Source organism: Psychrobacillus psychrotolerans (assembly GCF_900115805.1).
Lineage (GTDB): Bacteria > Bacillota > Bacilli > Bacillales_A > Planococcaceae > Psychrobacillus > Psychrobacillus psychrotolerans.
Genome location: NZ_FOXU01000001.1, coordinates 451993 through 476110 on the forward strand (window position 1 = coordinate 451993; position 24118 = coordinate 476110).

26 protein-coding genes are annotated in these 24118 nt (G+C 34.4%); 2 read left to right on the forward strand and 24 right to left on the reverse strand.

Features of this window, described 5'->3' with window-relative positions:
• Positions 1–119 precede the first annotated feature (119 nt).
• The 6 genes from BM260_RS02420 to BM260_RS02445 are packed head-to-tail and all read right to left on the reverse strand — an operon-like array spanning position 120 to position 4951.
• Complete coding sequence (locus BM260_RS02420) at positions 120–1109, reverse strand: biotin--[acetyl-CoA-carboxylase] ligase (RefSeq protein WP_093534647.1); 990 nt, start codon at positions 1107–1109, stop codon at positions 120–122.
• Complete coding sequence (locus tag BM260_RS02425) at positions 1093–2274, reverse strand: CCA tRNA nucleotidyltransferase (RefSeq protein ID WP_175496163.1); 1182 nt, start codon at positions 2272–2274, stop codon at positions 1093–1095. Before BM260_RS02425 ends, BM260_RS02420 begins: the two co-directional genes overlap by 17 nt.
• A 4-nt stretch (positions 2275–2278) precedes the next feature.
• Positions 2279–3409: an N-acetyl-alpha-D-glucosaminyl L-malate synthase BshA gene (gene bshA, locus BM260_RS02430; RefSeq protein WP_093534651.1), complete on the reverse strand. Its 1131-nt coding sequence runs from the start codon at positions 3407–3409 to the stop codon at positions 2279–2281.
• 12 nt (positions 3410–3421) lie between these two features.
• Positions 3422–3829, reverse strand: a complete 408-nt coding sequence (mgsA, locus tag BM260_RS02435; protein ID WP_093534653.1) for a methylglyoxal synthase — start codon at positions 3827–3829, stop codon at positions 3422–3424.
• 10 nt (positions 3830–3839) lie between these two features.
• Complete coding sequence (gene dapB / locus BM260_RS02440; protein ID WP_093534655.1) at positions 3840–4616, reverse strand: 4-hydroxy-tetrahydrodipicolinate reductase; 777 nt, start codon at positions 4614–4616, stop codon at positions 3840–3842.
• 2 nt (positions 4617–4618) lie between these two features.
• The gene (locus tag BM260_RS02445; protein WP_093534657.1) at positions 4619–4951 is read right to left on the reverse strand and encodes a nucleotide pyrophosphohydrolase; all 333 of its coding nucleotides are present in this window, start codon (positions 4949–4951) and stop codon (positions 4619–4621) included.
• A gap of 110 nt (positions 4952–5061) precedes the next feature.
• On the opposite strand from BM260_RS02445, the gene BM260_RS02450 reads away from it, so the two are divergent.
• Positions 5062–5931, forward strand: a complete 870-nt coding sequence (locus tag BM260_RS02450) for a YitT family protein (RefSeq protein ID WP_093534659.1) — start codon at positions 5062–5064, stop codon at positions 5929–5931.
• 595 nt (positions 5932–6526) lie between these two features.
• Here BM260_RS02450 and BM260_RS02455 read toward each other — a convergent pair.
• The 10 genes from BM260_RS02455 to BM260_RS02500 all read right to left on the reverse strand — a co-directional run bounded on the left by BM260_RS02455 (position 6527) and on the right by BM260_RS02500 (position 14344).
• Positions 6527–6742, reverse strand: coding sequence for a hypothetical protein (locus BM260_RS02455; RefSeq protein WP_093534661.1), 216 nt, complete (start codon positions 6740–6742; stop codon positions 6527–6529).
• A gap of 200 nt (positions 6743–6942) precedes the next feature.
• Positions 6943–7404, reverse strand: a complete 462-nt coding sequence (locus BM260_RS02460) for a hypothetical protein (RefSeq protein WP_093534663.1) — start codon at positions 7402–7404, stop codon at positions 6943–6945.
• A gap of 81 nt (positions 7405–7485) precedes the next feature.
• Positions 7486–7911 (reverse strand): hypothetical protein, encoded by a 426-nt coding sequence (locus BM260_RS02465; RefSeq protein WP_093534665.1) that lies wholly within the window; start codon positions 7909–7911, stop codon positions 7486–7488.
• Positions 7912–8044: 133 nt separating this feature from the next.
• On the reverse strand, positions 8045–8569 hold the full coding sequence (locus BM260_RS02470; RefSeq protein ID WP_093534667.1) for a GNAT family N-acetyltransferase: 525 nt from the start codon (positions 8567–8569) through the stop codon (positions 8045–8047).
• Between the two features lie 672 nt (positions 8570–9241).
• Positions 9242–9634, reverse strand: a complete 393-nt coding sequence (locus BM260_RS02475) for a hypothetical protein (RefSeq protein WP_093534669.1) — start codon at positions 9632–9634, stop codon at positions 9242–9244.
• 4 nt (positions 9635–9638) lie between these two features.
• Positions 9639–11024, reverse strand: a complete 1386-nt coding sequence (locus tag BM260_RS02480; protein WP_093534671.1) for a sensor histidine kinase — start codon at positions 11022–11024, stop codon at positions 9639–9641.
• Positions 11021–11692, reverse strand: coding sequence for a response regulator transcription factor (locus tag BM260_RS02485; protein WP_093534673.1), 672 nt, complete (start codon positions 11690–11692; stop codon positions 11021–11023). Before BM260_RS02485 ends, BM260_RS02480 begins: the two co-directional genes overlap by 4 nt.
• A 53-nt stretch (positions 11693–11745) precedes the next feature.
• The gene (locus BM260_RS02490) at positions 11746–12417 is read right to left on the reverse strand and encodes an ABC transporter ATP-binding protein (RefSeq protein ID WP_093534675.1); all 672 of its coding nucleotides are present in this window, start codon (positions 12415–12417) and stop codon (positions 11746–11748) included.
• Positions 12417–13544 carry an ABC transporter permease gene (locus tag BM260_RS02495; RefSeq protein ID WP_093534677.1) on the reverse strand — a complete coding sequence of 376 codons (1128 nt, stop codon included), beginning with the start codon at positions 13542–13544 and terminating at the stop codon, positions 12417–12419. Before BM260_RS02495 ends, BM260_RS02490 begins: the two co-directional genes overlap by 1 nt.
• Before the next feature lie 203 nt (positions 13545–13747).
• Positions 13748–14344, reverse strand: a complete 597-nt coding sequence (locus tag BM260_RS02500) for a TetR/AcrR family transcriptional regulator (protein WP_093534679.1) — start codon at positions 14342–14344, stop codon at positions 13748–13750.
• Between the two features lie 128 nt (positions 14345–14472).
• Here BM260_RS02500 and BM260_RS02505 point away from each other — a divergent pair, with 128 nt between their 5' ends.
• Positions 14473–15621 carry a YhgE/Pip domain-containing protein gene (locus BM260_RS02505; RefSeq protein WP_093534681.1) on the forward strand — a complete coding sequence of 383 codons (1149 nt, stop codon included), beginning with the start codon at positions 14473–14475 and terminating at the stop codon, positions 15619–15621.
• An 83-nt stretch (positions 15622–15704) separates the two neighbouring features.
• Here BM260_RS02505 and BM260_RS02510 read toward each other — a convergent pair whose 3' ends face one another.
• From BM260_RS02510 to BM260_RS02545, 8 genes are all read right to left on the reverse strand, one after another.
• Positions 15705–15947, reverse strand: coding sequence for a hypothetical protein (locus tag BM260_RS02510; RefSeq protein WP_093534683.1), 243 nt, complete (start codon positions 15945–15947; stop codon positions 15705–15707).
• A 49-nt stretch (positions 15948–15996) separates the two neighbouring features.
• On the reverse strand, positions 15997–16152 hold the full coding sequence (locus tag BM260_RS18340) for a hypothetical protein (protein ID WP_175496164.1): 156 nt from the start codon (positions 16150–16152) through the stop codon (positions 15997–15999).
• Between the two features lie 75 nt (positions 16153–16227).
• Complete coding sequence (locus BM260_RS02515) at positions 16228–17940, reverse strand: hypothetical protein (RefSeq protein WP_093534685.1); 1713 nt, start codon at positions 17938–17940, stop codon at positions 16228–16230.
• 415 nt (positions 17941–18355) lie between these two features.
• Entirely contained in the window at positions 18356–20068 is a 1713-nt protein-coding gene (locus BM260_RS02520) for a hypothetical protein (protein WP_093534687.1), read from the reverse strand.
• Between the two features lie 707 nt (positions 20069–20775).
• Positions 20776–21567: a phosphotransferase gene (locus BM260_RS02530; RefSeq protein WP_093534689.1), complete on the reverse strand. Its 792-nt coding sequence runs from the start codon at positions 21565–21567 to the stop codon at positions 20776–20778.
• Positions 21568–21951: 384 nt separating this feature from the next.
• Entirely contained in the window at positions 21952–22434 is a 483-nt protein-coding gene (rraA, locus tag BM260_RS02535; RefSeq protein WP_093534691.1) for a ribonuclease E activity regulator RraA, read from the reverse strand.
• Between the two features lie 135 nt (positions 22435–22569).
• Entirely contained in the window at positions 22570–22845 is a 276-nt protein-coding gene (locus BM260_RS02540; RefSeq protein ID WP_093534693.1) for a YesK family protein, read from the reverse strand.
• A 278-nt stretch (positions 22846–23123) separates the two neighbouring features.
• Positions 23124–23942, reverse strand: a complete 819-nt coding sequence (locus BM260_RS02545) for a CPBP family intramembrane glutamic endopeptidase (RefSeq protein WP_093534695.1) — start codon at positions 23940–23942, stop codon at positions 23124–23126.
• Positions 23943–24118 lie beyond the last annotated feature (176 nt).

Genomic DNA, 24118 nt, shown 5'->3' on the forward strand with positions numbered 1-24118 from the left:
CCTGTCATATAGATCAAGGCAGACTATTTAGTTAACAAAACTCTTTTTCTAAAGGTGCAGTTCTAAAAGGATACTGCCCAACACATACAGAATAACAAAAAAAATGAAATCCGTCCAAACTAACTTCTTCCTAGCAAATGAATATCTGCCGAATAAATACCACGAATTTCACCACTATCTAATCTCAGCTCTAAAACTCCATCTTTCGTAATACCTAAAGCTACACCTTCAAGTGTTTCTCGTAACATAGTGGCACGTATACGTTTTCCAATCGTGCAGTTATGACTTTCCCATAGTATTTTAATAGGTTCAAAGCCTTTTTCTACATATAGATCGCCATATTTTTCTAGATAGTAAAGTATTTTAGCTACCAATAAGGAACGATCCACCTCTTCTCCATTTTCCATTTTCAATGAAGTGGCAATGTTTTGGATGGATTCGTCAAATGCACTTAGTTCCTGATTTACATTGACACCAATTCCTATAATAATTGAATGGACTATATCCATATCTGCCTGTAATTCCGTCAAAATACCGGTGACTTTTTTTCCGTTTATCAATATATCATTTGGCCACTTAATCTGAGGTGTAAGATTAGTTACCTCTTGAATAGCTTGATTGATAGCTACAGCTGAAACCAGTGTAAACTGAGCAGCAAACTCGGGACTTATATTTGGACGAATAATAACACTCATCCATATGCCTTTATTTGCAGTAGAGTCCCAGCTGCGTTCTAACCTTCCTTTTCCAGCAGTTTGTTCCTCCGAAATAATAACCGTTCCATGAGAGGCACCCTGACGTGCTTTGTCAGCTGCAATAATTTGAGTGGATGTACAAGATGTATAATAATCAATATTTCTTCCTAATTGTTTCGTGTTAAGTTTAGGAAGAATTTGCTCTGGCGTAACTAAATCCGGTATAGACTGGAGTATATACCCCTTCTTTTTGATAGCTTCAATTACATAGCCATCCTCTTCGATACTTTTCAAATGCTTCCAGATCATTGTTCGTGAAATATGTAGTTCATCTGCTAACTTCTGACCAGAGACCGGTTCCCCTTTTGCATTGATAAGCGTTGAAAGAATTTTTTCTTTAATGGAGATATTCATGAGAAAACCATTCCTTTATTTCGTGTCTGTCATTATTTATTTTGCCATTTACAATCATACCCGTTAATATGTCTAATACTTCTTTTATCCATGGGCCTCTTTTTTTGTTTGTCCATTCAATCAGGTCATTTCCATTCACAACAATATCTTTTTTAGAAGTAATGGGAAGTGTGCGTTTCTGTAGTAAAAATTTCGCAAGTGGATGAGCTATTTCATTTGAAAAAATGGAGTTTCCAAAGTGGTAAGCTACTGTCAGAACTTCCTCCCTAAAAAGGAATAATTCATCAAGCGTCCAAGCACCTTTTTCCAAACTATAAACTGCTTCCAACACATTTTTTACATGTCTTTTCTCGTCATTTGAGCATTTATAATGATTTAACAGAATGTTAATATTTTCGTTCGACTGCATTAGAGCAAAGAAGGCCCATCCATTAACTTTAACATTAAAACTCGAGAAGTTGTCCCAACTTTGTAGATGCCTTTCCCAGTCGCCAGGGAAATTCTGAGATAATCCACTTTCTACAAAAAGTTTCATCCCTTTGAAAGGAAAGTCACTTAGCCATATCTTTTCTAGCTCCACTTTCACTCTTTCAATGGAGACATGCTCAATAAGTGGATGTAAGGAACGAATTGCTTGAAAGGTCTCTTGCTCAAGTGTAAAATTCAGCTGCGCTGAGAAACGTACTGCTCTTAACATACGTAATGCATCCTCTGAAAATCTTAACTGAGGATTTCCAACCGCTTGAATTATTTCTTCCTCGATAGCTTTTTTGCCTCCAAAATAATCGACAAGCTCATCTTCTTTAGTTAAGGCCATTGCATTTATCGTAAAGTCTCTTCGTTGAAGATCCTCTTGTAAATTACGTACAAATGTTACACCATCTGGTCGTCTAAAATCAGAGTAGGTAGATTCCGAGCGATACGTAGTTACTTCAATAGGCTCATCTACTACAACTAAAACAGTCCCATGTTCGATTCCAACATCAATAGTATGAGTAAATATCTTTTTGACCTCCAAGGGAGTAGCATTTGTAGTGATATCTACATCATTTGCAGGAGCATTACGTACAAAGTCTCGGACAGCCCCTCCTACTACAAACGCCTCAAAGCCTGCCTGTTCTAGTTCTTCTATTATTTTATAAGCTGCCGGCCACCGATTTTTCATCAAGCTATTTTCTCGCCACTCTTTCATACATTTCTTCATACTGCTCTACAATACTTTTAGAACTAAATCGATCCCGTATAACCTCTAAAGACCTATCGACAATCTGTTTATGTAATGAGGGGTTTTGTAAAACTTCCACACCATGTTCTGCTACCTTTTTCCAATCCCCTAGTTCCACGATAAATCCATTTTCGCCATTCGTAATTACTTCAGGAATGCCACCTACATTCGTTCCTATACAAGGCACTCCACAAGCCATTGCTTCTAATAGCACTAAACCAAAAGACTCTTTTTCAGAAAGCAATAGCATAAGATCTGCTATGGAATATAGTTCTGATAGATTTTCCTGTTTACCTAAAAATAGAACATCATTTTCGATAGATGTACCTTTAATGGATTCCATAATAGGATGTTTTTCGGGTCCATCTCCTACTAACAGTAATTTAGAAGGAACCTCTTCATGGATAAGTTTAAAGCTCTGTACTATATCAGGAACATGCTTTACTTTTCTAAAGTTAGAAACATGAATTACTACTTTTTCATGTGGTTTTATACCTAATAATTCCTTTAGATTACCTGCATCCTTTTTAGTATATTCTTGCTCATCAATAAAATTATATATCGTCTCAATATCCTTATTGGGAGATATTAAATCCATTGTTTCTTGGCCAAGGGAATGAGACACTGCCGTTACGACATCTGATTTTTCTATCCCATACTTTATTGCGCCTTTTAACGAAGAATCATATCCTAAAACGGTTATATCAGTTCCATGCAAAGTAGTAACAATGCCGATATCTGAGTTTGCCATATCCTTTGCCAGTATTGCACACACCGCATGAGGAATAGCATAATGTACATGCAATACATCTAATTGCTCATCTACAATTACCTCTGCCATTTTATTGGCTAAAGCAATATCGTATGGAGCATATTGAAAAACAGAGTAGCTATTCACTTCCACTTGATGAAATGTGATCTTTGGAGATATTTTATTTAGTCGGAATGGGATCCCAGATGTGATGAAATGTATTTCATGCCCTTTTGCTGCAAGCATCTTTCCTAATTCTGTTGCAATTACTCCTGATCCCCCAACAGATGGATAGCAAGTAATTCCTATTTTCAATTTACGCACTTAATCACTTCCTTAACGTGAACGTCTCTCTTCTAGTAAACGCCAATCTAAAAAACCTTGTTCTATACCTTTTAAAAGGATTTCAGCTGTTCCCATATTTGTTGCAAGTGGGATTTGATATACATCGCAAAGTCGAATAAGCGCCGTTACATCTGGCTCATGCGGTTGAGCGGTAAGTGGATCTCGGAAAAATATAACCATATCCATTTCGTTATTTGCAATCGCTGATCCTATTTGCTGGTCTCCACCTAGTGGTCCAGATTTATATCTAAATATATTTAAACCAACTTCATCTATAATTCGTGTTCCGGTTGTTCCGGTAGCAAATAATTCGTGCTCTATTAATATTGACTTATATGCTGTTACAAACTGTATCAAATCTTCTTTTTTCTGGTCATGTGCAACTAATGCAATTCTCATTGTTTCCCTCCTATAAAATAATATCTTCTAAACCATATATCAGAACATCACGCTCCATGATCTCATTGATAGACAATACAATTCCAGACATAAAGGATGCGCGGTCAAAAGAATCATGACGTAGTGTTAGCAATTGCCCCTCTCCACCTAGAAGCACCTGTTGATGTGCAACTAAACCAGGTAATCGGACACTATGTATATGCATGCCACCCATTTTTGCTCCTCTTGCACCTGGAATTATCTCTTCTTCACCCGGATGTCCCTGTTCCATAGAAGTGCGTGTTTGTTGAATCATCTGAGCTGTTTTAATTGCTGTTCCAGAAGGAGCATCTACTTTTTGATCATGATGCATCTCAATAATTTCCACATTCGGCAAATATTTTGCAGCTGTTTGTGCAAACTTCATCATAAGCACCGCACCTATAGAAAAGTTTGGGGCAATAATACATCCTACTTGGACCTCTTCTACTTTGTTTCTTAATGTATCTAATTGTAAATCAGTAAAGCCCGTTGTACCAATAACTGGTCTCACACCATAGTCAAGTGCAGTCATCGCATGCTCAAAAACGGCAGAAGGAATAGTCAGATCAACTAATACATCAGGTTCTGTTTGTTCGATTAATAAGTCTAATGATGTGAAGATGGGAATGTTATCCCCTAAGCACTCCGTCTCTTGCTTATAATCCAAAACTGCCACTAATAAAAATTTTTCGTTTTTTATTACAGTTGCTACTGCTTCTCTTCCCATTTTACCTCTTGGGCCTGCTACCGCTACTTTAATAACCATTTTTAGTCCTCCTTAATCGTCCATCTATCTTTATCTCTTGTATTATATTTGTTTAAAACTTGCTCTAGTGATTGCTGAAGATCTATACCTTCTGCATTTGCCAAACATAATAGTACGAAAAAGAAATCTCCCATCTCATCCGCAATTTCTTTCTCCACTTCTGTGGATTTCTTTTTCTTTGTCCCATACTTATGTTGAACTTCACGGGAGAGCTCCCCTAGTTCTTCCGTAAGTCTGGCTAGTAGTTCCATTGGTGGGAAATAGCCTTCTTTAAACTGGTTTATGTATGTATCCACTTCTAGTTGTAAATCAGATAAAGTTTTTTTCTCTACCATATAATCTATCTCTCCTTCGTGTATATCCTAATAAGAAAAACAGCTAGTTGTCAAAAACATCAAAATAATCGATAATAACTTAAGTATGAACTAATAAGCGAGGTGTAACAATGGGAGTTGGACTTAAATTAAAAAATATTATAATGATTATATTGGGATCAGCCATTTATAGTTTTGGCTTTGTTCACTTTAATATGCAAAATGAACTTGGTGAAGGTGGATTTTCTGGTATTACTCTCGTTTTATATTTTGCATTCAACTGGGATGTAGCATTGATGAACCTTTTATTAAATATACCAATGTTCTTCTTAGGTTGGAAGTTGCTTGGGCGGAAAATGTTTGCTTATACAGTGATTGGCACTGTTTCAGTATCCGTATTTTTAAAATTATTTGATATTTATGAATTCCATCTTGGGCTAGAAGGTGACTTGTTTCTAGTTTCACTATTTGCTGGGGTTTTTGTAGGTGTAGGTTTAGGTATTATTTTCAAATATGGTGGTACAACCGGAGGGGTCGATATTATCGCCCGACTTGTATTCAAATACAAGGGATGGAGCATGGGTAAAACGATGTTTATCTTCGATGCATTTGTCATTTTGTTATCCTGGGCAACTTTCCTAAATGAGCGTTCCATGATGTATACGCTTGTTGCTGTATACGTTGGCGCAAGAGTTATAGATTTTGTGCAAGAAGGCGCATATTCTGCTAGAGGTGCATTTATCATTTCAGACAAGCAAAATGAGATTGCTGATCTCATTACGAATAAATTATCTCGCGGAGTAACAATATTGAACGGACATGGACATTTCACAAAAAGTAGTCGGGAAGTAATCTATTGCGTCGTAGCGAAAAACCAGATAAGTGCATTGAAGTCGGTTATAAGTTCTATCGATCCACATGCATTTGTGTCTATAACAGAAGTAAAGGATGTAATGGGAGAAGGTTTCACTTTAGATGATGAGAAAAATCCGATAGATTAGTGTGAAGGATTATTCAAGTATCTTACTTGGGTGATCCTTTTTTAATAGATAAGCAATAATATAGAACACAGCATGAAAATTGGATTATTTATAAAATTTTAATGAATGAATGAATGATACTTCTGATTTACGCTACAGGTGGACGCGTTTTCGCGGGGTGAGCGATGAGCTACCACCACAGCACACGCGTCGTTGTGATATCTCGAAGCACCTTCTCTTTTATATTATAGTCGTAATGGCATGAGGGTATAGTTTTCTTCATACGATTTACTAGAGGTGATAAAATGGAATTACTTTCTGAAAAGGAAGCATTGAATTGGATACTCTATGTTATTTACTTCGGATTTCCTATTCTAATAGCAATAAATTTAGGTGTACTAATAACTTTAATCCAATTAAAGAGAAGAAATAAAAGATAAAAAATGACCCTAAAGGAACAGAGTAATTTTTGTTTCTCTTATTGAACTAAACTACTTATTTTAAGAAAAAAAAGCTATACTCCTTCTTGAAGTAAAGCACCCGATAGTTGAAGATGAAAATGGAGGAACTCAATTAAATTAAGTTCCTGCTTTACAATGAATATTTACAATTAAATCTATTTCGGCTTACATTCAAAAGAATAACTACTTGTGAGATTATTATGAATTTCTAATTTGACTTCTCCACTATTTTCATAACAGCCAGTAATGAGTAAATTTATTTCTTTAGTATTGAAATAACTATGGGTATGCGTTATAAAAGACACTCCAAATAAAGCCATAATGAAAATCCATAAAAAACCTTTTAAATTCACCTTTTTAAAAATACTCATTTTCTTTCATCCCCTCCTTTATTTCAATTGAACTAACCTATTCTTTTACTTTATTACGTATAAAAGTAATAGAAGTTCGAATTATTTCAAAAATAAAGTTCCCCTTGTTCAACTAAACTGCCGCTTTAGTTGAATAAGAAAAAGGCTTTACTCCTTCTTGAAGTAAACCACCCGTTACTTTAAGAGTAGCTCTGCACAAATTATAAATTCCCCATTAAAGTTGGGTCAGCTCCAAACCAAGTTTGATTATCATTTTCTTCTGTCAATGGTTGAATCCAACAAACACCAAAATAAAATTTTCTATCTGAAGTAGTGGGATATGTTACATATTGAATTCCATTACTCAAGTAATCCCCACCATATTCAATATAATTTGTGCCGTCTGTGAATCCTCCTACTATCCCAATTGTGAGTTTTATATCATTTCTGTAAAAAGATATTGCTTCAAGCCTTTCGCCACTTTCAACATCTCCCTTTACATCTATTGAAGGTATGCAACATTTAATTTCTTGATCCTTCATTTCACTTTTGTACTCATATTGAATTAAATACCTACCATTTACATCTCGACAATGCAATTCTAAATCTAATTTTATCACAGTAAATCCCACTTCTTCATCATTAACAAACAATTTAATAGCACCTAAAGGAGTTAATAACATTTAATCACCCACTTATTAATATTTTATCTTGTTAAACTAAACTAAAGCACCTAGTTGTTGAAGAAGGAAGTAGTAATCTCGCTATTTATACTGATTAAAATTCGTTTCGATAGGCATTACCGATTTAATGAAGGCTATATCTTTTTCGTTAACATTGGGTGCAAAAAACTCCATACCCCAATGTTCGGAATGAAAAATAGTGGTGGAGTTTTTACTCAAAAAAATAGAGAACCATTTTATCTCCCCCTCAATATTTACATTATTTGATAATAAATGGGTTACAACATTTAGTGCTTTATTTCCCTTGAAAATAGTGAGGTTATTTTCCGTGATTGTTTCGAATGAGCCTTTAAGCATTGATTTTGTTTCCTCGACGACAACTGCTTCTTCATTCCAACAATGGATTTCTATGGTATCTGATTGTGATAAAAAATAGTTCATCAAAGGAACCCAATAATCAATTTTTTCATATTCACCAGATACACTAAAATACAGTTGGTAAATCATTTTACTACCACCTTTTTAGTGATTTTTATATCCTATATCTCAAATTCCTTCTTTATCTAACGCTTCGTTAGTTCAATAAGAAAAAGGCTTTACTCCTTCTTAAAATAAAGCACCCTTAGTTGAAGTAGGAAAACTAAAATATATTTCTAATATCTTCCCAACCATACACAAGTTCGGTAAGTTTTTTCTCTGAAATCTCAACTTCAACAGCATCTATTTTTTTCCCACCAAGTGATTCATAAAACAGACGAGAAATATTATCTTTTAAGACAAGAACAAGCATAGAGTTTAATCCCAATTCTGCAATTTCTTCAATTATTGGTTTAACAAGTGCTTTTCCTAAACCATTGCCCTGATACTCTTTTAAAATGTATATTGCATATAACTCCCCTTCGAACCCATGGTAATTCCCGCTTCTTTCTAATCCACCAGAAGAAAAACCAACAATTTCCCCGCCATTGGTCTCTGCTACATATACCCCGCCATTAGGAATATTGTTTTCCCATAGCCGTTCTCTGCTTTCGTATGTTAAATTATTAAAATATTGGTCTGAAACTATATTCTTATACGTAGTTTTCCAAGAATCAACGTGTACTTTTGCTATTCCTTTTACGTCTGATAAAACAGCTTTTCTAATGTTCATATTCCCATTGTTCATTAATTCCTCACCCTCTTTTGCAGTAAATAATACCACAAAATTTCGTTTTCATAATGAACTAACCTGCTGTGTTAGTTCAATAAGAAAAGTTACCCATACAGGCAGCCACTTGGTTAACTTAGCACCCATTAGTCTAAGTAGAATCTATTCTCATATCCTTATTTGACTAACTGCATAATCGAAATTTAAGTGAAGAAAAAAGAATATATCAAAAAAACAAAAATCCCTATTATTCCTGTGACAATAAATGGAGTTCCGGAAACTGGCCTTCTTTTAATTCGAATGTAAAAACCGCTCAAGATATACATGCAACAGAGTAATAATCCAATAATCAATAATATAGGTTTCATTGATCCATCTCCAAACTTGAAGTAAGCAACCCTTTTGCACAATATTTTACATATATTAACTTATTCAACACAGTAGCAAAATAACCTTCTTCTTCAACGAAACTGCCGCGTTACTTTCACAAACTTTTAGATGCAGGTTAAATTCATAATGCTTTTACTAAAAATCAATTAACCCTTACCTTTTACTTAGCCAAATTTAATAATAATTGTTCACATATTAAAAAAGAGCTTGGAAAATGAAACTTCCAAACTCTTTTTTCTGTCTTTCTTTACTAAACACCTGTTACTTTGAATGTATTTCTTCACAATGTCTTTACTTAATTTATTTCGTATCCTCTGTTAAGAAGGTAATAACTACAAATAATGCAAATGCCAATAATAATAAAGTTCCGCCTACAATGAACAAAATCATCACAAATGTTTCATTTAAGTTAAATGGGTTTAAATTATACATCCACATACCAAACGTTAGACCAAGTGCACCTAACATTCCTGTAATAGCGTGTATAGGTACAAGTTTTTTGTATTTTACAGTATACACTCTATAAAATATTCCCCATGCAAATACGGATAACCATCCAACTAATAATATATGTGCATGTATGGGACGCAATGAATAATCCATACTTCCGCTCATTTTAGACCCTAAAAACGTACCGATTATTCCAAATATAGCAGCAAAACGAATTAATCGAATTGACCATTTCTTTTCCATAATGTTAACTCCTTCTAATTGGTAATTTAATTACAAATGTACTTCCTTTTCCGACTTTACTAGTGACATTTACTTGTCCACCATGTAACTCCACAACTTTCTTGACTATTGATAGTCCTAGCCCAGTACCATCTTTTTTTCTAGCTGTATCTACTCGATAAAAGCGGACAAATATTTGCGCTAATTGTTCATTACTAATCCCTATTCCTGTATCTTTGAAAATAATTTGAATTTCACCATGTACTTCTCGACAAGTAATAGAGATGATACTTCCTAATTCAGAATACTTAATAGCATTACTCAATAAATTATCCCACACACTCATGAGTAATTCTGCATCCCCTTGAATAGATACAGGTTCTAATTTATAGGATAATTCTAATTCACGTTCATTGATTCGCCATTGCGACTTCCTTATAATCTCTTTTAACTGTTCATCTAATCGGACACTATTCCTTTGTAAGGAATAAGATGCCTGATCTAAAGAAGTTAAAATAAGTAACTGTTTTGTTAAGTTCGATAATCGCTTAGATTCTCGCTGAATAATGGCTGCATACTGTAACCTGTCTTCTTTCTTTAGTTCATCAGTTTGAAGTAGATCAGAGTAACCTTGAATATTCATTAATGGCGATTGAAAATCATGAGAAACGTCATTTACAAATCCCTTGCGTAATTCATCATTATGAGCAAGCTGCTGCTGCATCAAATTAAAATTTTCCGCCAATTGGCCAATCTCATCGTTTCGTGAAATATTTAATCGGTAATTGAAATTTTCGTTTTTTACCGCCTTAGTAGCTTCTGTTAAGGATGAAATCGGTCGTATTAGTTTTCGTGTCATAACAGCCACACCGAGTAAGCTAATGATAGCGATTGCAACGACAAAGCTCATTAAAACAACATGGATATCCGAGAAAATGGACTTGTTATCGGGTCTCAAAAATAATGCATATTGGTTTTGCTGTGTAACAACAGGTACCCCAACGGAATTTTCCAAACTATTGGAAAAATGTCCCATCATTAATAACGAACTCGGTGCATATTTCATCCCGTGATATATTTCACCATCCATAATAGTTTGAACTGTTTCAGGGGGTATCTTTAGATTTTGAAATTCTTCACCAAAGGGGTATTTTTCTCCAGAACTAGATATTAGATAGATTTGATATCCTGAATTACCGATTAATGATAAATAGGCATGCATAGAATCCTTCGAATCATGCATATTTTCAATTCCATTTGCAACCTCAAGAGCAAATTCTACATTCTGTGAATCAATATTGTTTTTTGAGACTGAAAAGTAAATAATATTTGCAAGGACAAATCCGACGATGATACTGCAAAACAAAATTAATACAGTCGCGCTAATAAATTGTCGATAAAGTGTTTTCATTTCAACAGCTCTAATTTATAACCTATTCCACGAACGGTTAGAATTTCAACATCTGCCTCGTAACGTATTAATCGCTCCCTCAATCGATTAATATGTGTATTCAGCGTAAAGTCACTACCCTCAATATCAAATCCCCATGTTTGCTCAATTAGAAATATTCGTTGGACGATTTTTCCACTTCGTGATGCTAGCAATGTGAGTAGTTCAAATTCCTTCAAAGGCAACAAAACGGTTTCATTTTTTATAATAACTTCATAGTTTTTTCGATCAATTTTCATATTCCCAATTTCTATGAAGTTTTCTAAAGATCTTTCATAACGTCGCAAAACAACTGCAACCCTAAATAATAATTCGCTAGGTTCAAATGGCTTTACTATGTAATCTTCTGATCCAGCAGTAAATCCTTGTTCTTTATCTGCTAATTGACCTTTAGCGGTTAATAAAATCACCGGGATATCATAATCTTCCGTCAAAATTTCTGTTAACTCAAAACCATTCATACCCGGCATCATTACATCTACAATCGCCAAATCCACTTTGTAAGTTTCAAGTAAAGTTAGTGCTGCTTCCGCATTGTCAGCATTATGCACTTTATACCCTTCACGTTCCAAATGTATAGTTACTAGTTGTAATGTATCTAAATCATCATCTACTAATAAAATGTGCATAGTAACGCCTCCGCTTTCTAGTGAATTTGGTTTCATGTAAGTTATTAATTATATTATTGTAACGTTAATTTACCATCTTCCATGCGGTAAACGCGGTCGCAATATGCCAACATTCGTTCATCATGGGTTACCATAATAGCTGCCTTACCACGTGCTTTAACCTCTTTTGAAATAAGGGACACGACCTCATTTGCACGGTTTGTATCCAATGATGCTGTAGGTTCATCCGCTAAAATAAGAGATGAATCATTCATAAATGAACGCGCGATTGCTACACGTTGTCGTTCACCACCAGAAAGCTCGTTAGGGAATTTTTCGAATTTACTACCCAAACCAAGCTCCTTTAATAATTCTTTTGCAAAGGCTATATCTTGTTTTGTTACTTTACCAGACATTTTTTTTAAAAGAAGTAAATTGTCTAAAACATTTAAGTACGGCATTAGATTAGACGTTTGTAATATAAATCCTATTTCTTGTAATCGTAAATTAGAAAGCTCTTTATCTTTTATTTTTGAAATATCTTTATTATCAATTTTGACTTCACCTTGCGAAGGTTTCAATAATGCCCCTGCTATCGATAGAAATGTTGATTTACCAGAACCTGATGGGCCAATAATGGCCACAAACTCTCCAGATGCAACCTCCATTGAAACTTGATCTAAAGCTATTATTTGTGAATCGCCTTCTTTATATACCTTTGAGACATTTTTCATGCTTAAAGTCATTATTCAACCCTCCCTAACGCGGTTAATGGATCTATTTTTGAAATTCGACGAACTGAAAACAACGAGCTACCAACAGATATCACTAATAATACTATTCCATAAATAATAACTAATACAGGATCTAAATTAAATGGCATTTCTTCTGGGAAAACCATCGCAGTTAGATACGTAAGACCGATACCTAATAAAATACTAAAAAATGACAACACAAATACTTGAGATACGATTGCTTTAGCTATAAATCCATTTGAAGCACCAATTGCTTTCATCACACCAAATTGTTGTGTTTTTTGGATTGTTAGAACATAGAAGAAAACTGCAATTACGAAAGCTGAAATGACAATTAAGAACACAAGCATCATCATTATTGTACCATTTTCCGCAGTATAACCTGGCATACCATTAATAGCAGCGGATTTGGTAACTACTTCCACGCCATCGACTTCTTTTTCAATTTGTGCTGCATCCACGTCTTTACCTAATATGGCGAATGCATTGATAGCATCTTCTACTCCATTATTTGATCCCGGTGCAGAATATTTATACTCCCGTACAAAATCCATGTTTGCAAATAGTGAAGGCAAGTGATTGAATGTCTCGTTTTTCACAAAACCAATAATTTCTGCATTTAGTTCAGAACCATCAATCGCTACAGAGTCACCAATTTCATAGCCATTTGTATTTTTTAATGTGATATTAGCAACCACACCATTTTTAATCTTCGGATCAACGGCTTTACCTTCTATTACTTCTGGATGTAAAAATGAGCCTGCTTCAATACCTAATAAAGCAGCATCTACTTTGTCCTCCCCTTCAGCAACACCATCAATTGGTAAGATTGCTATGACTGACTGAGAAAATGGTGCAACTTCTTCTACCCCTGGCTGCGCTTCAATTTTACTTTGCAACGATTGAGATAATAATGATTTTGAAAATGTCGCACCCGCCCCATTTTCATAAACAACATGCTCTGCTTCCCAGTTTTTAATCGTCGCAGCGCTTAGTGTAGATAAACCATTTCCTAAACCCGAAAGAATAAATACAAGCCATGCGATTAATATTATGATAAGCCCAATCATTGTAAAACGTAACTTACCATGTTTTAGTTCTTTTAATGCCAAAAACATATAATAACCTCCTTATTTATTTACATTTCTCATCATATACAAGCTATATAAACTTTATATAAACTTTCACCAATTAAGCAGAATTAGAGATATAGAAATCCGCCAAAATTATTAATATATTTCATCACAAGACAAAAAAACCCACTCAAATATTTGAGCAGGATGTATCAGATACTTTTTCATCACCAATATATATTCCGAGCTTATAAACCTGATTGGTTCTTTTGAATAATAGATATAATCTCGATATATAACGCTGTCATTTCGTCAGGGGTCTTATCTAAACCATTTTGAATCCACTGTTCAATTAACCCTAAAAATGCTGATGTGATAAAGGATAAGTAGTATTCCATTGGCACCTTTAAGTTTGTATGGAAACTTTCATTTTTCTCTAAATTAACACGCACTTTTTCTGAAAAGGCATCTCTAAATCGAAGATGAAAACCAGCTCTACCACGATCACTTAAAAATATTTTTAACATTGGCGCATGCATTTTAATCGAGTTAAATAAGGTAGCAGCTAATTGTTCTTGATTCTTTTCAAATTTTTGCATAGATGAATAATATTTTTGCAATTCATCAATATGATTGCCTAAATCCTCAAATAACTGTTGCTCAATTTGATCAAGTAAATCAAATTTATCTTTATAGTGTAAATAAAATGTCCCGCGATTTATTTGCGCAACTTTTGTAATGTCACCTACCGTAATTGCTTCAAATGACTTATTCTCTATAATCTGCATAAATGACGTTTGGATAAGTTTTTTTGTTTTGCGATTTTTTTCTGTATAAATACTCAAAAAATCAACTCCTCCCAAAAATGAACACACTGTTAACTTTTGTTTATTGCTTTAATATACGCGTAAATTGTAAGATAAACAAGTACCACTAAACAACATGTTGTAAATTGAGAAAGGATGAATTCCAGTTGAGATTATTTAAAGAAAAATTAGCATGGGTTGCTCCTATCGCTGTAATATTAATAATTGCTCTATTCTCTTTGAACTTATTTGCTCAAGGAGATCCAAAAGTTAAAAATCTACCAATTGCACTTATAACGAGTGATGAAGGCAGTCATGTGGATGCTGTAAAAGAAGCAATCGAACAAATGAGTAAAGGTATCGACGGTGAGGAACCGATGTTAACTTTTTCAAGTGAAAAAGAAGCAGATATTGAAGAGTTGTTTGCTCAAAAAGAGTATTATGCAGCTCTAGTTATTCCTGAAGGGTATAACGATGCCGTACAAAATGCCATGACAAGTAACACATCAGCAACTCTAAAAATATATATTAATCAAGGTTTTAACATGACAGGTGCAAACTTTGCGAAAACTGCTTTAAATGGATTAGTTACCCAAATTAGCGATCAATATTCAACAAACCTTATAGGACAATTGGGCGATCAACAAATAGATGCTAACCAAGCATCTGTGCTTGTCCACCCCGTCGTATCTGAAGAAAAAGTATTCAATGCAATCACTACTGCCACAGCGAATGGGAGTGCACCGACATTATTGGCCGTGCCTGCTTGGGTTGGAGCATTAATTGGTGGCTTCATTGTCTTCCTAGCTACATCTAGCATCTATAAAAAAGAAATGCTAACACGTAAACAAACATTGCGTCTAATGAGTGGACAAGTATTATTCGGTGTAATTATCGCCCTGTTCTCAGGCTTTACTGTTGCAACACTTGCACAGATTGCTGGTATTAATATGCCAAGCTACTTTTTAGTCGCTTTCTTTGTATCCTTTGCAGCTTTCTGTTTCTACTTATTGGTATCAGCTATAACTGCATGGATTGGCAAACCTGCCATTACGTTATTTATGGTCGTTATGCTATTAGGTATGGGTGTTCTAATGACGCCACAAGAAATGCTTCCAAGTTTCTTTGTAAACTTCATTCGTCCTTGGGTACCAATTCGGTTTGCTTCTGAAGGTTTACGTGAAATCTTCTACTTTGGTAGCGGCTTCTACACAGGGGAATCTTTCAACACTATTTTAGGAATTGGTATTGCAGGTTTATTGATTTTCCTACTGTCTATTTTTAAACCAGTACGTACAAAAACTAGTGCAAAATAAAGAACAGTTGGAAAGCGTATATGCTTCCATCATTAAAAAGTGCTCTTTTGTTCCGTCCAATCAGATCTAACATTATTATCGACTTACGCAACTAAAGTGAAGGAAAAAGCCAACCATATGTGGTTGGCTTTTAAACTGTAGACAAACTCAACTTTAGGTGTATAGAGTTGAATATTAAACTCGGCAAGGCCCACCACTTCGCTTTCCGTGGGCTTGGCTTCAGCCTCCTCGTCACTACGTTCCTGCGGGGTCTTCAGCTCAAGCTTTTCCCACTGGAGTCTTCGTGGTGGACCTTGCCTTCTAAAGAGTTCCAATAGAGTATTCAATATCTTACTTTTAATAGGATGAATAAACCCATTTATTATTCATAACCGTTTATAAAAATACCTTTGTCGTCAAACTGAAAGCCAACCATATGTGGTTGGCTTTTTCAATTACTTGAGCAGAGCATAATAATTTTCTGAAAATGGCTATGTTAAATCTAATTAAAACACCTATTCCATATGCCTGTGCACTTAATTTTATATCCATCAATAATCCCCTGTTAGAAAAGTCAACATGACTCTATTAACTCGACATGCCCTTAATCGCAAAAATTTACCGTTACTAATATTGAATAACTTTGTTTCCTACTACGTTATACGTTTTTATAGCGTATGTGGGTAGTTTGGAAGAATATAATTCTTCGACTGAAACAACAACTAATTTTCCATTTTGATAAAATAAGTTTTGAATTTTTCCACTCATTTCATAATGCTTTTCTCTTTCCATAGTGTTGTAATTGTAAACATCTATACCTTTTCCATCGCTTGTATAGAAAAACCCATCCTTCAGATTAAATGTAATTTGTTCAAAAGGAGTATATAGTTCCATTAGGTATCTCATATCCGTTGCTTCGGCTTCAGTAGCAATCATCACAACACCAGAACCGTTAAAAATATATTTTCCATCTGGAGAAATAGCCATATTTGTATCCAGCTCATACTTACCGTGATAAGGTGAATCGTATCCTGTTATTATTTTCCCATCATCAATTAAGTGGGTATCCACATCTCTTGGACTTATAGTTGTATCTATAGAATAAAGCCTATCTAGATTTGGATGCATTTCTAAAAAGCTTTGATCATAAACGGATTCGCTCTTTGATGTTTCAAGTAGCGTTTCTCTTGAGTAACCTAAAATATTTCCCCATTGTCCTGAACCACTTGATACATAAATAGACTTGTCATCTGCGACAATATCAAATGGATCGATATTAATATTAAACTGCTCTACCAATTTAAAAGAAGTCGCATTTATAATGGCAATGGCCCCTTTTTGATATTCCTCCCACAAATAGGAACTACGTGTACTTTTCAATAAGGCGACATATAACTCATTATTTTGAAAGTAAATTGTTTCGGGCACTAAGTTCATTGTAAGGCGCCGAACTTTCCGAGTTTCATAGTTGATTTCTAAGACGTCTTTATTTTCATTTAGCGCATAAATAATAGGCTGTGAAGGATGTATAACAGCCTTGCGAGTTAACTCAGATAAATAGAAGAACGATTGATCAAACGTACCATCTCCTTCTATGGCTTTTTTAGTTTTATCTAGTTTTATATGTAAAAGCTGTCTAGCGTTTTCATCTTGTATGGTATTTACTGTAGTTTCAATTTGCTTAACGCTCGAAAGTAATTCTTCCGTGTTTTTATTTTTAGCAATAGATTGTTGAAGTTGGTCGATTGTCATTTTCACACTGATGACAGATTTTGTCGATTCTTTAACTTTCTCCCCTGGGCTTTTATATTTATCTAAGATCGCATTTCTTGTTGACTTCCCATAAACACGATAAAGTAATATTGCTTGTTTTCTAATCTCACTAGACAGATCATGATAAGCCTTTTCGGTTTGATCACTTAGCGGATTCAATCGATACGCTTCATATAAGTTATCGGTTTTAACTGTGATCTTCTTACCGGACGTTATAGCGTCAATATAAGCCATAGACCTATTTAAATGGATATCTACGTTACTTTCCATTCTTTTAGTTAATTTAGCTTTTTCTTGAGCTGGCAGCGTTTTAAGTACTTGGTATGCTAATTGGCTAGCATTTTTTGTCGTATTATATAAATTCATATTTGGTAATGAAACAGGATCTGAATATATTGTTTTTCTGTGCTCTAAAGAGATTTCCCATTTTAATGCTGTTGCAGCATTCTCCGCTTTTTGAACCAGCTTCTCTGCTTCTGACAGGGAACTTGCACTGTTATTACTTGGTAATATCATCATAAAAACAGCTAAAATAATGACAATCGATAAAAATTTCCATTTCTTCACTTCATTGCGCTCCTTATTCTATTAAGAATCTTATAAAAACTATCTTTATCCATGCTAAAAGATTCAATCCCTAAACTTCATCTGTTTATTCAGTCCTAACAGCTCTTTTACTAAAACATCTGCTGAACAAAGCATTTTTCTTTCATTATTCAATTTGCTTTAATGACATTATCAGTTATAGCCATATGTACAGAATTCTACATGAAGAATTTATAGTCTATTTATTTAATGCAGTAAAATTGCTCTATTATAAATTTTATTTAGATAGATAGAAAGAAAGAAAGAAACTGAATACGCTTTTTTGTTTTTAGATGGATAAAGATAAGGGGACCAATCATTTATTCATTTGGCCCCCTTTTTCTAGGTGATTCCAAATAGTTTTTCCCTAAATCGATTTCTCAGAAATAACCTTCCACTACTGTATAATTTCATTACCTTTAACCTTATATGTTTTTATAGCATTTTTGGGGAGTTTTGAAGAATATAATACTTCAGTGGTAACAACCACTAATCTCCCATTTTGATAAAATATATTATTGATATAACCACTCAATGTGTAACTATTAACTTTTTCCATTGTTTCATAATTGTATACCTCTAGATTTTTCCTATTACCTGTATAGAACAGTCCATCATTCAAGTTATAGGTAATTTGTTCAAACGGTGTATTTAGTTTTGTTAAATACGTCATATTCATTGCCTTTGAATCAGAAGCAACCATAACGACACCCGAACCGTTGAAAATATATTTTCCATCTGGAGAAATGCTTATATTTGTATTAAGTCGATAATCACCATGATAAGGTGAATCGTATCCTCTTTTTATTTTACCATCTACAATAAAGTGAGTTTCCACATCTCTAGGACTAACAGTCGTATCAACCGCATAAAGTCTATCTAAACTTGGATGCATTTCTATATAACTTTGATTATCAATGTAGAGGACTTTAGAAGTTTCAAGTAATGTTTCTCTTGAATACCCTCGAATACTTCCTGTATCATCTGAAGCACTTGATACGTATATGGCCTTGTCATCTGCGACAATATCAAATGGATCTATTTGAATATCAAACTGGTCCGTCAAGGTGAAATTAGAAGTATTAATAATTGCAATTGCCCCTTGTTGATTTTGAACTTGCCCATAAGGACCACGTGGGCCTTTTAGTAAAGCGACATAAAGCTCATTATTATAGAAATAAATAGTCTCGGGAACTAGATTCATTGTAAGCTGCCGAATTTTACCCGTTTTGTAGTTAATCTCTAGGATATCTTTCTTTTCATTTAAAGCATAAATAATAGGCTGGGATGGATGAATAACAACCTCCCGAATTAAATTCGGTAAATAAAAGAACTCATCATAATCTAGTAGACTGATTCCTGGAATGGTCTTTTTAGCCGCATCTAATTTTGTGAGTAATAGTTGTCGAGCGTTTTCATCTTGTATTTTATTAACAGTCGCTTGAATTTGCTTGGCGGTCAAGAGAAGTTCTTCTTTGGTTTTATTATTAGCAATTGATCGCTGAAACTGCTCAATTTCTATTTTTGCACTTATTACATACATGCTAGATTGTCTGGCTTTTTCCCCTGGATCTTTATATTTCTCTAAAATCGCATCTCTAGTTGACTTACCATATACACGATATAGCAATATCGCTTGCTTTCTAATCTCGCTCGATAAATCATGATAAGCCTTTTCGGTTTGCGTACCTAACGGATTTAATCGATAGGCATCATTTAAGTCACTTGTTTTAACCGCAATCTTATGTCCAGATTTCACAGCGTCAATATAAGCCATTGCCCTATGAAAATGTATGTCTACGTTGCTCTCCATTCTTTTAGTTAATTTAACTTTTTCCTTAGCTGGTAACGTATTAATTGCATTGTATGCTAATTGACCAGCACGTTTCGTAGCATTATATAAGTTCATATTCGGTAATGCAATAGGATCTGAATATAATGTTTTTCGATGCTCTAAGGAGATTTCCCATTTTAATGCTGTTGCAGCATTCTCCGCTTTTTGAACCAACTTCTCTGTTTCTGACAGGGAAGCAGCATTACTTTTACTAGGCATTATCATCATAACAACAGTTAACATAATGACTACCGATATAACTTTCCATTTCTTCACTTCATTTGCTCTCCTTATACTATTAAGAATCTTGTAAAAACTACCTTATCCATTCTATTGGATTCGGGTATGGTTGTATATTGGTAGAAAGTTCTAGTCTGAACCCAGAATATCCAGCTAGATGTTGATTTAAATAATATAATCAGAGTGCCACCACTATATGATACGACCTAGGCCCGGCCACATACCCCGCTGCGTAACTCAACAAGAAAGGGGACGCATGTTCAACACTCGCACCTAATTGAGGAAGATCGTCCTGGAACATACTGCTTTTTCGAGAAAATTCCTACTGTTAGTAAACGCACACATTCTCGAAAAGATGTTGCGCTACTTCTAGATACTACAGCTGAAACTGTACGAAATTGGGAACGTAGCGGACTCATTACCGTTCCGTGACTGGACCGAGCCTATGGTGAAATAGAACTTGAGCAGCTACGAGTTATTCGTAGTTTAAGAAGTGCCCATTACTCGATTAATGCCATTTCCGCGATTTTAAATACACCAACAGATGAAGAATATATTGTGTCAGTAACGGATCAATTAGGTAAATCATTACTAGATGCCATAGCAGATGCAAAAGATACATTAACTTTATTTCAAGAAAAAACCACTTTCCCATAACGCTAACGGAAAGTGGTTTTTAGCATCTTTACTTTAAACTAATGTGCATTTGAAAATATCCAAAAATCCATATTTTGCTTCTTATATTAAATCCACTCTTTTCCATGTTCGCGAATAAATTTAATATCGTTTTGATAATGTTCAACGTGCCCTTCATTTATCATCTTTTGAAAAGCAATGTCACCTTCATTGGCTTTTCTTTTTATGGTTTTACATAATCCTTCTAATCTTAGCAATACCATCTCCAAATAATCCTGATCTATTCCCTCACCATAGGATTCAAAAAACAATTTTACTCTTTGTTTTATACGGTCGGCATGCTGGTATGAATTATAATAAACAGCCTCACCGGTTTCGGAATGATAAACTCTACTTAAGGGGACGCAGGTGTAAAGAGTATACGCTATGTCCCAAAGTCTTGGACCAGGACCAGCAACATCAAAATCAATAATACCTACTGGTCTTTTATGATTAAAAATAAGGTTGTATATTGCAAAATCATTATGGCATAGTACCTCAAATAGTTTGGGGGTGTTATCTAACGATTGCCAGCTATCATCAAATAAAAAATCACTCACAGAATCATGATAAAGACGGAGCATATTCGCTATTTCTTTTAAGACATCATTAGACCACATGTATTCTTTTAAAGGATAATTCCCAGCTTCTCCTTCAATAAATGATAATATCTCTCTTCCTATTTCATCGATACCTAAAAACTTTGGTGCATAACTGAAACCTTTGTTCTCCAAATGCTGTAATAGCTTATGGATTTTGTGACTATCTGGCTTTAATTCTCGTCGCACAGTATCTCCCGAACGATAAACGTTAGAGACATTCCCTCCTGTTAGCACTTCTTCGTTTTCATAAGTTGACATGTAAATATCCCTCCCACCAAAGATAATAATATACCCATTATAAATGTCCAATGATTATCTTCCTTTTCCTTATCGAAAGTAAAAAAGGTTACATACAAAAGATAAGAGTAATAACAGAAAAAGGATATTTGAGAAATACGAAAGTAAATCCACTAATAATCATTCCTACCACTCTATACCCTTACAGGCAGCGACTTGTTTAACTAAGCACCCATTACTTTAAGTACATTTCTTCTCATTCTCTATATTGTTGCTGCTAAAAAACTATCAGTAATTTCATAAACCTTTTATGTTCCAAAACTCGTGCTTTTCTGAATACGCCCCTATCCAAATGGAAAAGGGCATTTTTAAAATTCTATGCAGCGTTAGTAAATACTCTATTTTTTATAAAAGAGGCTGTTTAGAAATAATAACCCCGTCCTCATCCACATAAACATACTCTCCTGGATTCCAGTCGACTCCACCAAAGTGGAATTTGCCATTGCGCTCGCCTGTTCCATCTTTTTTACTTTTCAGGGGATTTGTTCCTAACGCAAGAATACCAACATTCATTTTAGCAAGATCAACAGAATCTCTAACATAACCGTTAATAATAACGCCTGATAACTTTCTTAACTGCGCTATGCCCGCTAAACGATCGCCAAGAAGTGCGCATCGATTAGAACCACCACCGTCTACAACAATTACGGAGCCTTCCTGTACACTTTCAAGTGCTTCAACGAGGAGCACGTTATCCTCATACACACTTACAGTTTCAATTTTTCCTGAAAAACGTGTCTTTTTTCCGAAAGAACGAAATGCGATATCGCTAATTTGTAGTTCATCTGAATAGTCGTCGCATAAATCAGTAGTTTTAAAGTCTAACATAATGGATTCCTCCTAATATTTTATAAATATAAAATTCATTTTTCCGCAATCGGGTGTATAGAATAGTCATGCTCTGGAAGTAACGGTAGCAGATAAAAGAGTAAACATTAATAAGTGAAAAACGAGATGACATTCTTATAAATTTGAACTCCTTGAGATAGCTCCAATAACAGTACCTATCCATATTCCTGCTAAAATAGTAATCATAAATAAACCCAGTCCCATACCATCCCAACCACCAATTCCAATTACGCTATAAATAATTACCCCGATACAAATTAGACTTAATACAGTAGAAGTGGAAATTAAAGATTTTCTTGAAACTTTACGGGACGTAATAAACATCACAATTGCAAACACAATTCCGCAAAGCAATATAGGAGTCCATCCATCTAACATCAAAGCATCCATTTATTTACCTCCTGTTATGTTTTCTACAAACTGGCACGATTGTTGAACAGAACACAAGTTAAACAACACTCTTCAACTAATCTGTTACTTTATTTTAATACGTTTAAAATAACCAGAAGTTCCAATATTAAACAAATTACCATAAACTGCCGCATTAGTTCAGTAAGAAAAATGACTAACCTTAGTACCCCCATGATACTCAACTAGAGCACCCGTTTGGTTGAATAAGTGTTTTTTCAAATGTTAAACGACTAAAAACAGAAAAAATAAGTTAAGTTTTATAACTTATTTTTTCTGCTTTCAATTAGTAATAAAAGTGACAACACCACTACACTAAATACCACTATAAACAAAAATGACAAGTATAGAGTCATGAATCCTTCAAATGCCTCATCAAACTCTATAAGAGCGACATCCGGGTTATAAATACCACCCATAGAAATATATCGAACCACTTCAAGATAAACAAGATGGAAAATAATACTCATCCATAATGTTCCTGTATACTTTCTATATAGCTGTAGAGCAATTCCAAAAGTGAGGAGCAATATAATATAATCTATAGTTATTATTACAAATGGATCACTAAAGAATATTGACTCCAATGCCATTACAGTAATCGGAATACAAATGAACATCAACGGTTGCAAAATTAATGAGATGATGAAGCGAAATTTCTTATTCAACTCTTGAAATATTAACCCACGTATAAAGACTTCTTCTGGAAATGCCTCATACATAAATGCTGTCAGTGCATTGATTAAAATGGCAATTATAACACTTGATGTAAAATTAAATCTAACATTTTCAATGCCACCAAATATATAAGCCGTTAAAATACCTAATAGGACTAAAGTAAAAGGCAAAGTAATTCCCACTATCAACTTAGATGATGATTTTACACCCTTCAAGCCAATGTTACTAAAAACGTCTGGTTTTTTTCTTTTAAGTATATAAAGTATAAAAAGCGTTAACCCAGTAAAGATTACTCCTTGTAAGAGCATGCCTATTTGTCGATCCATATCTTGTTTTTCTATCAAATATTGTCCGATATTACCCGATACAAAGAGGAATAATGACACGAGTACAAAGTACAAAATTAACCTGCTAATCCTGAAACTTGATGAATCTATTTGAATTCTCCTCTCTTTCTAATAGATTAATATTAAATCTTTTCTGGTGAAAAACCTTTTAAGTATTTTGTGTCATATTCCTCAGTAAAATGTTCATATGACTTTAATTCTTCTTTCGCCAAATCTGTTAAATAAGAAGA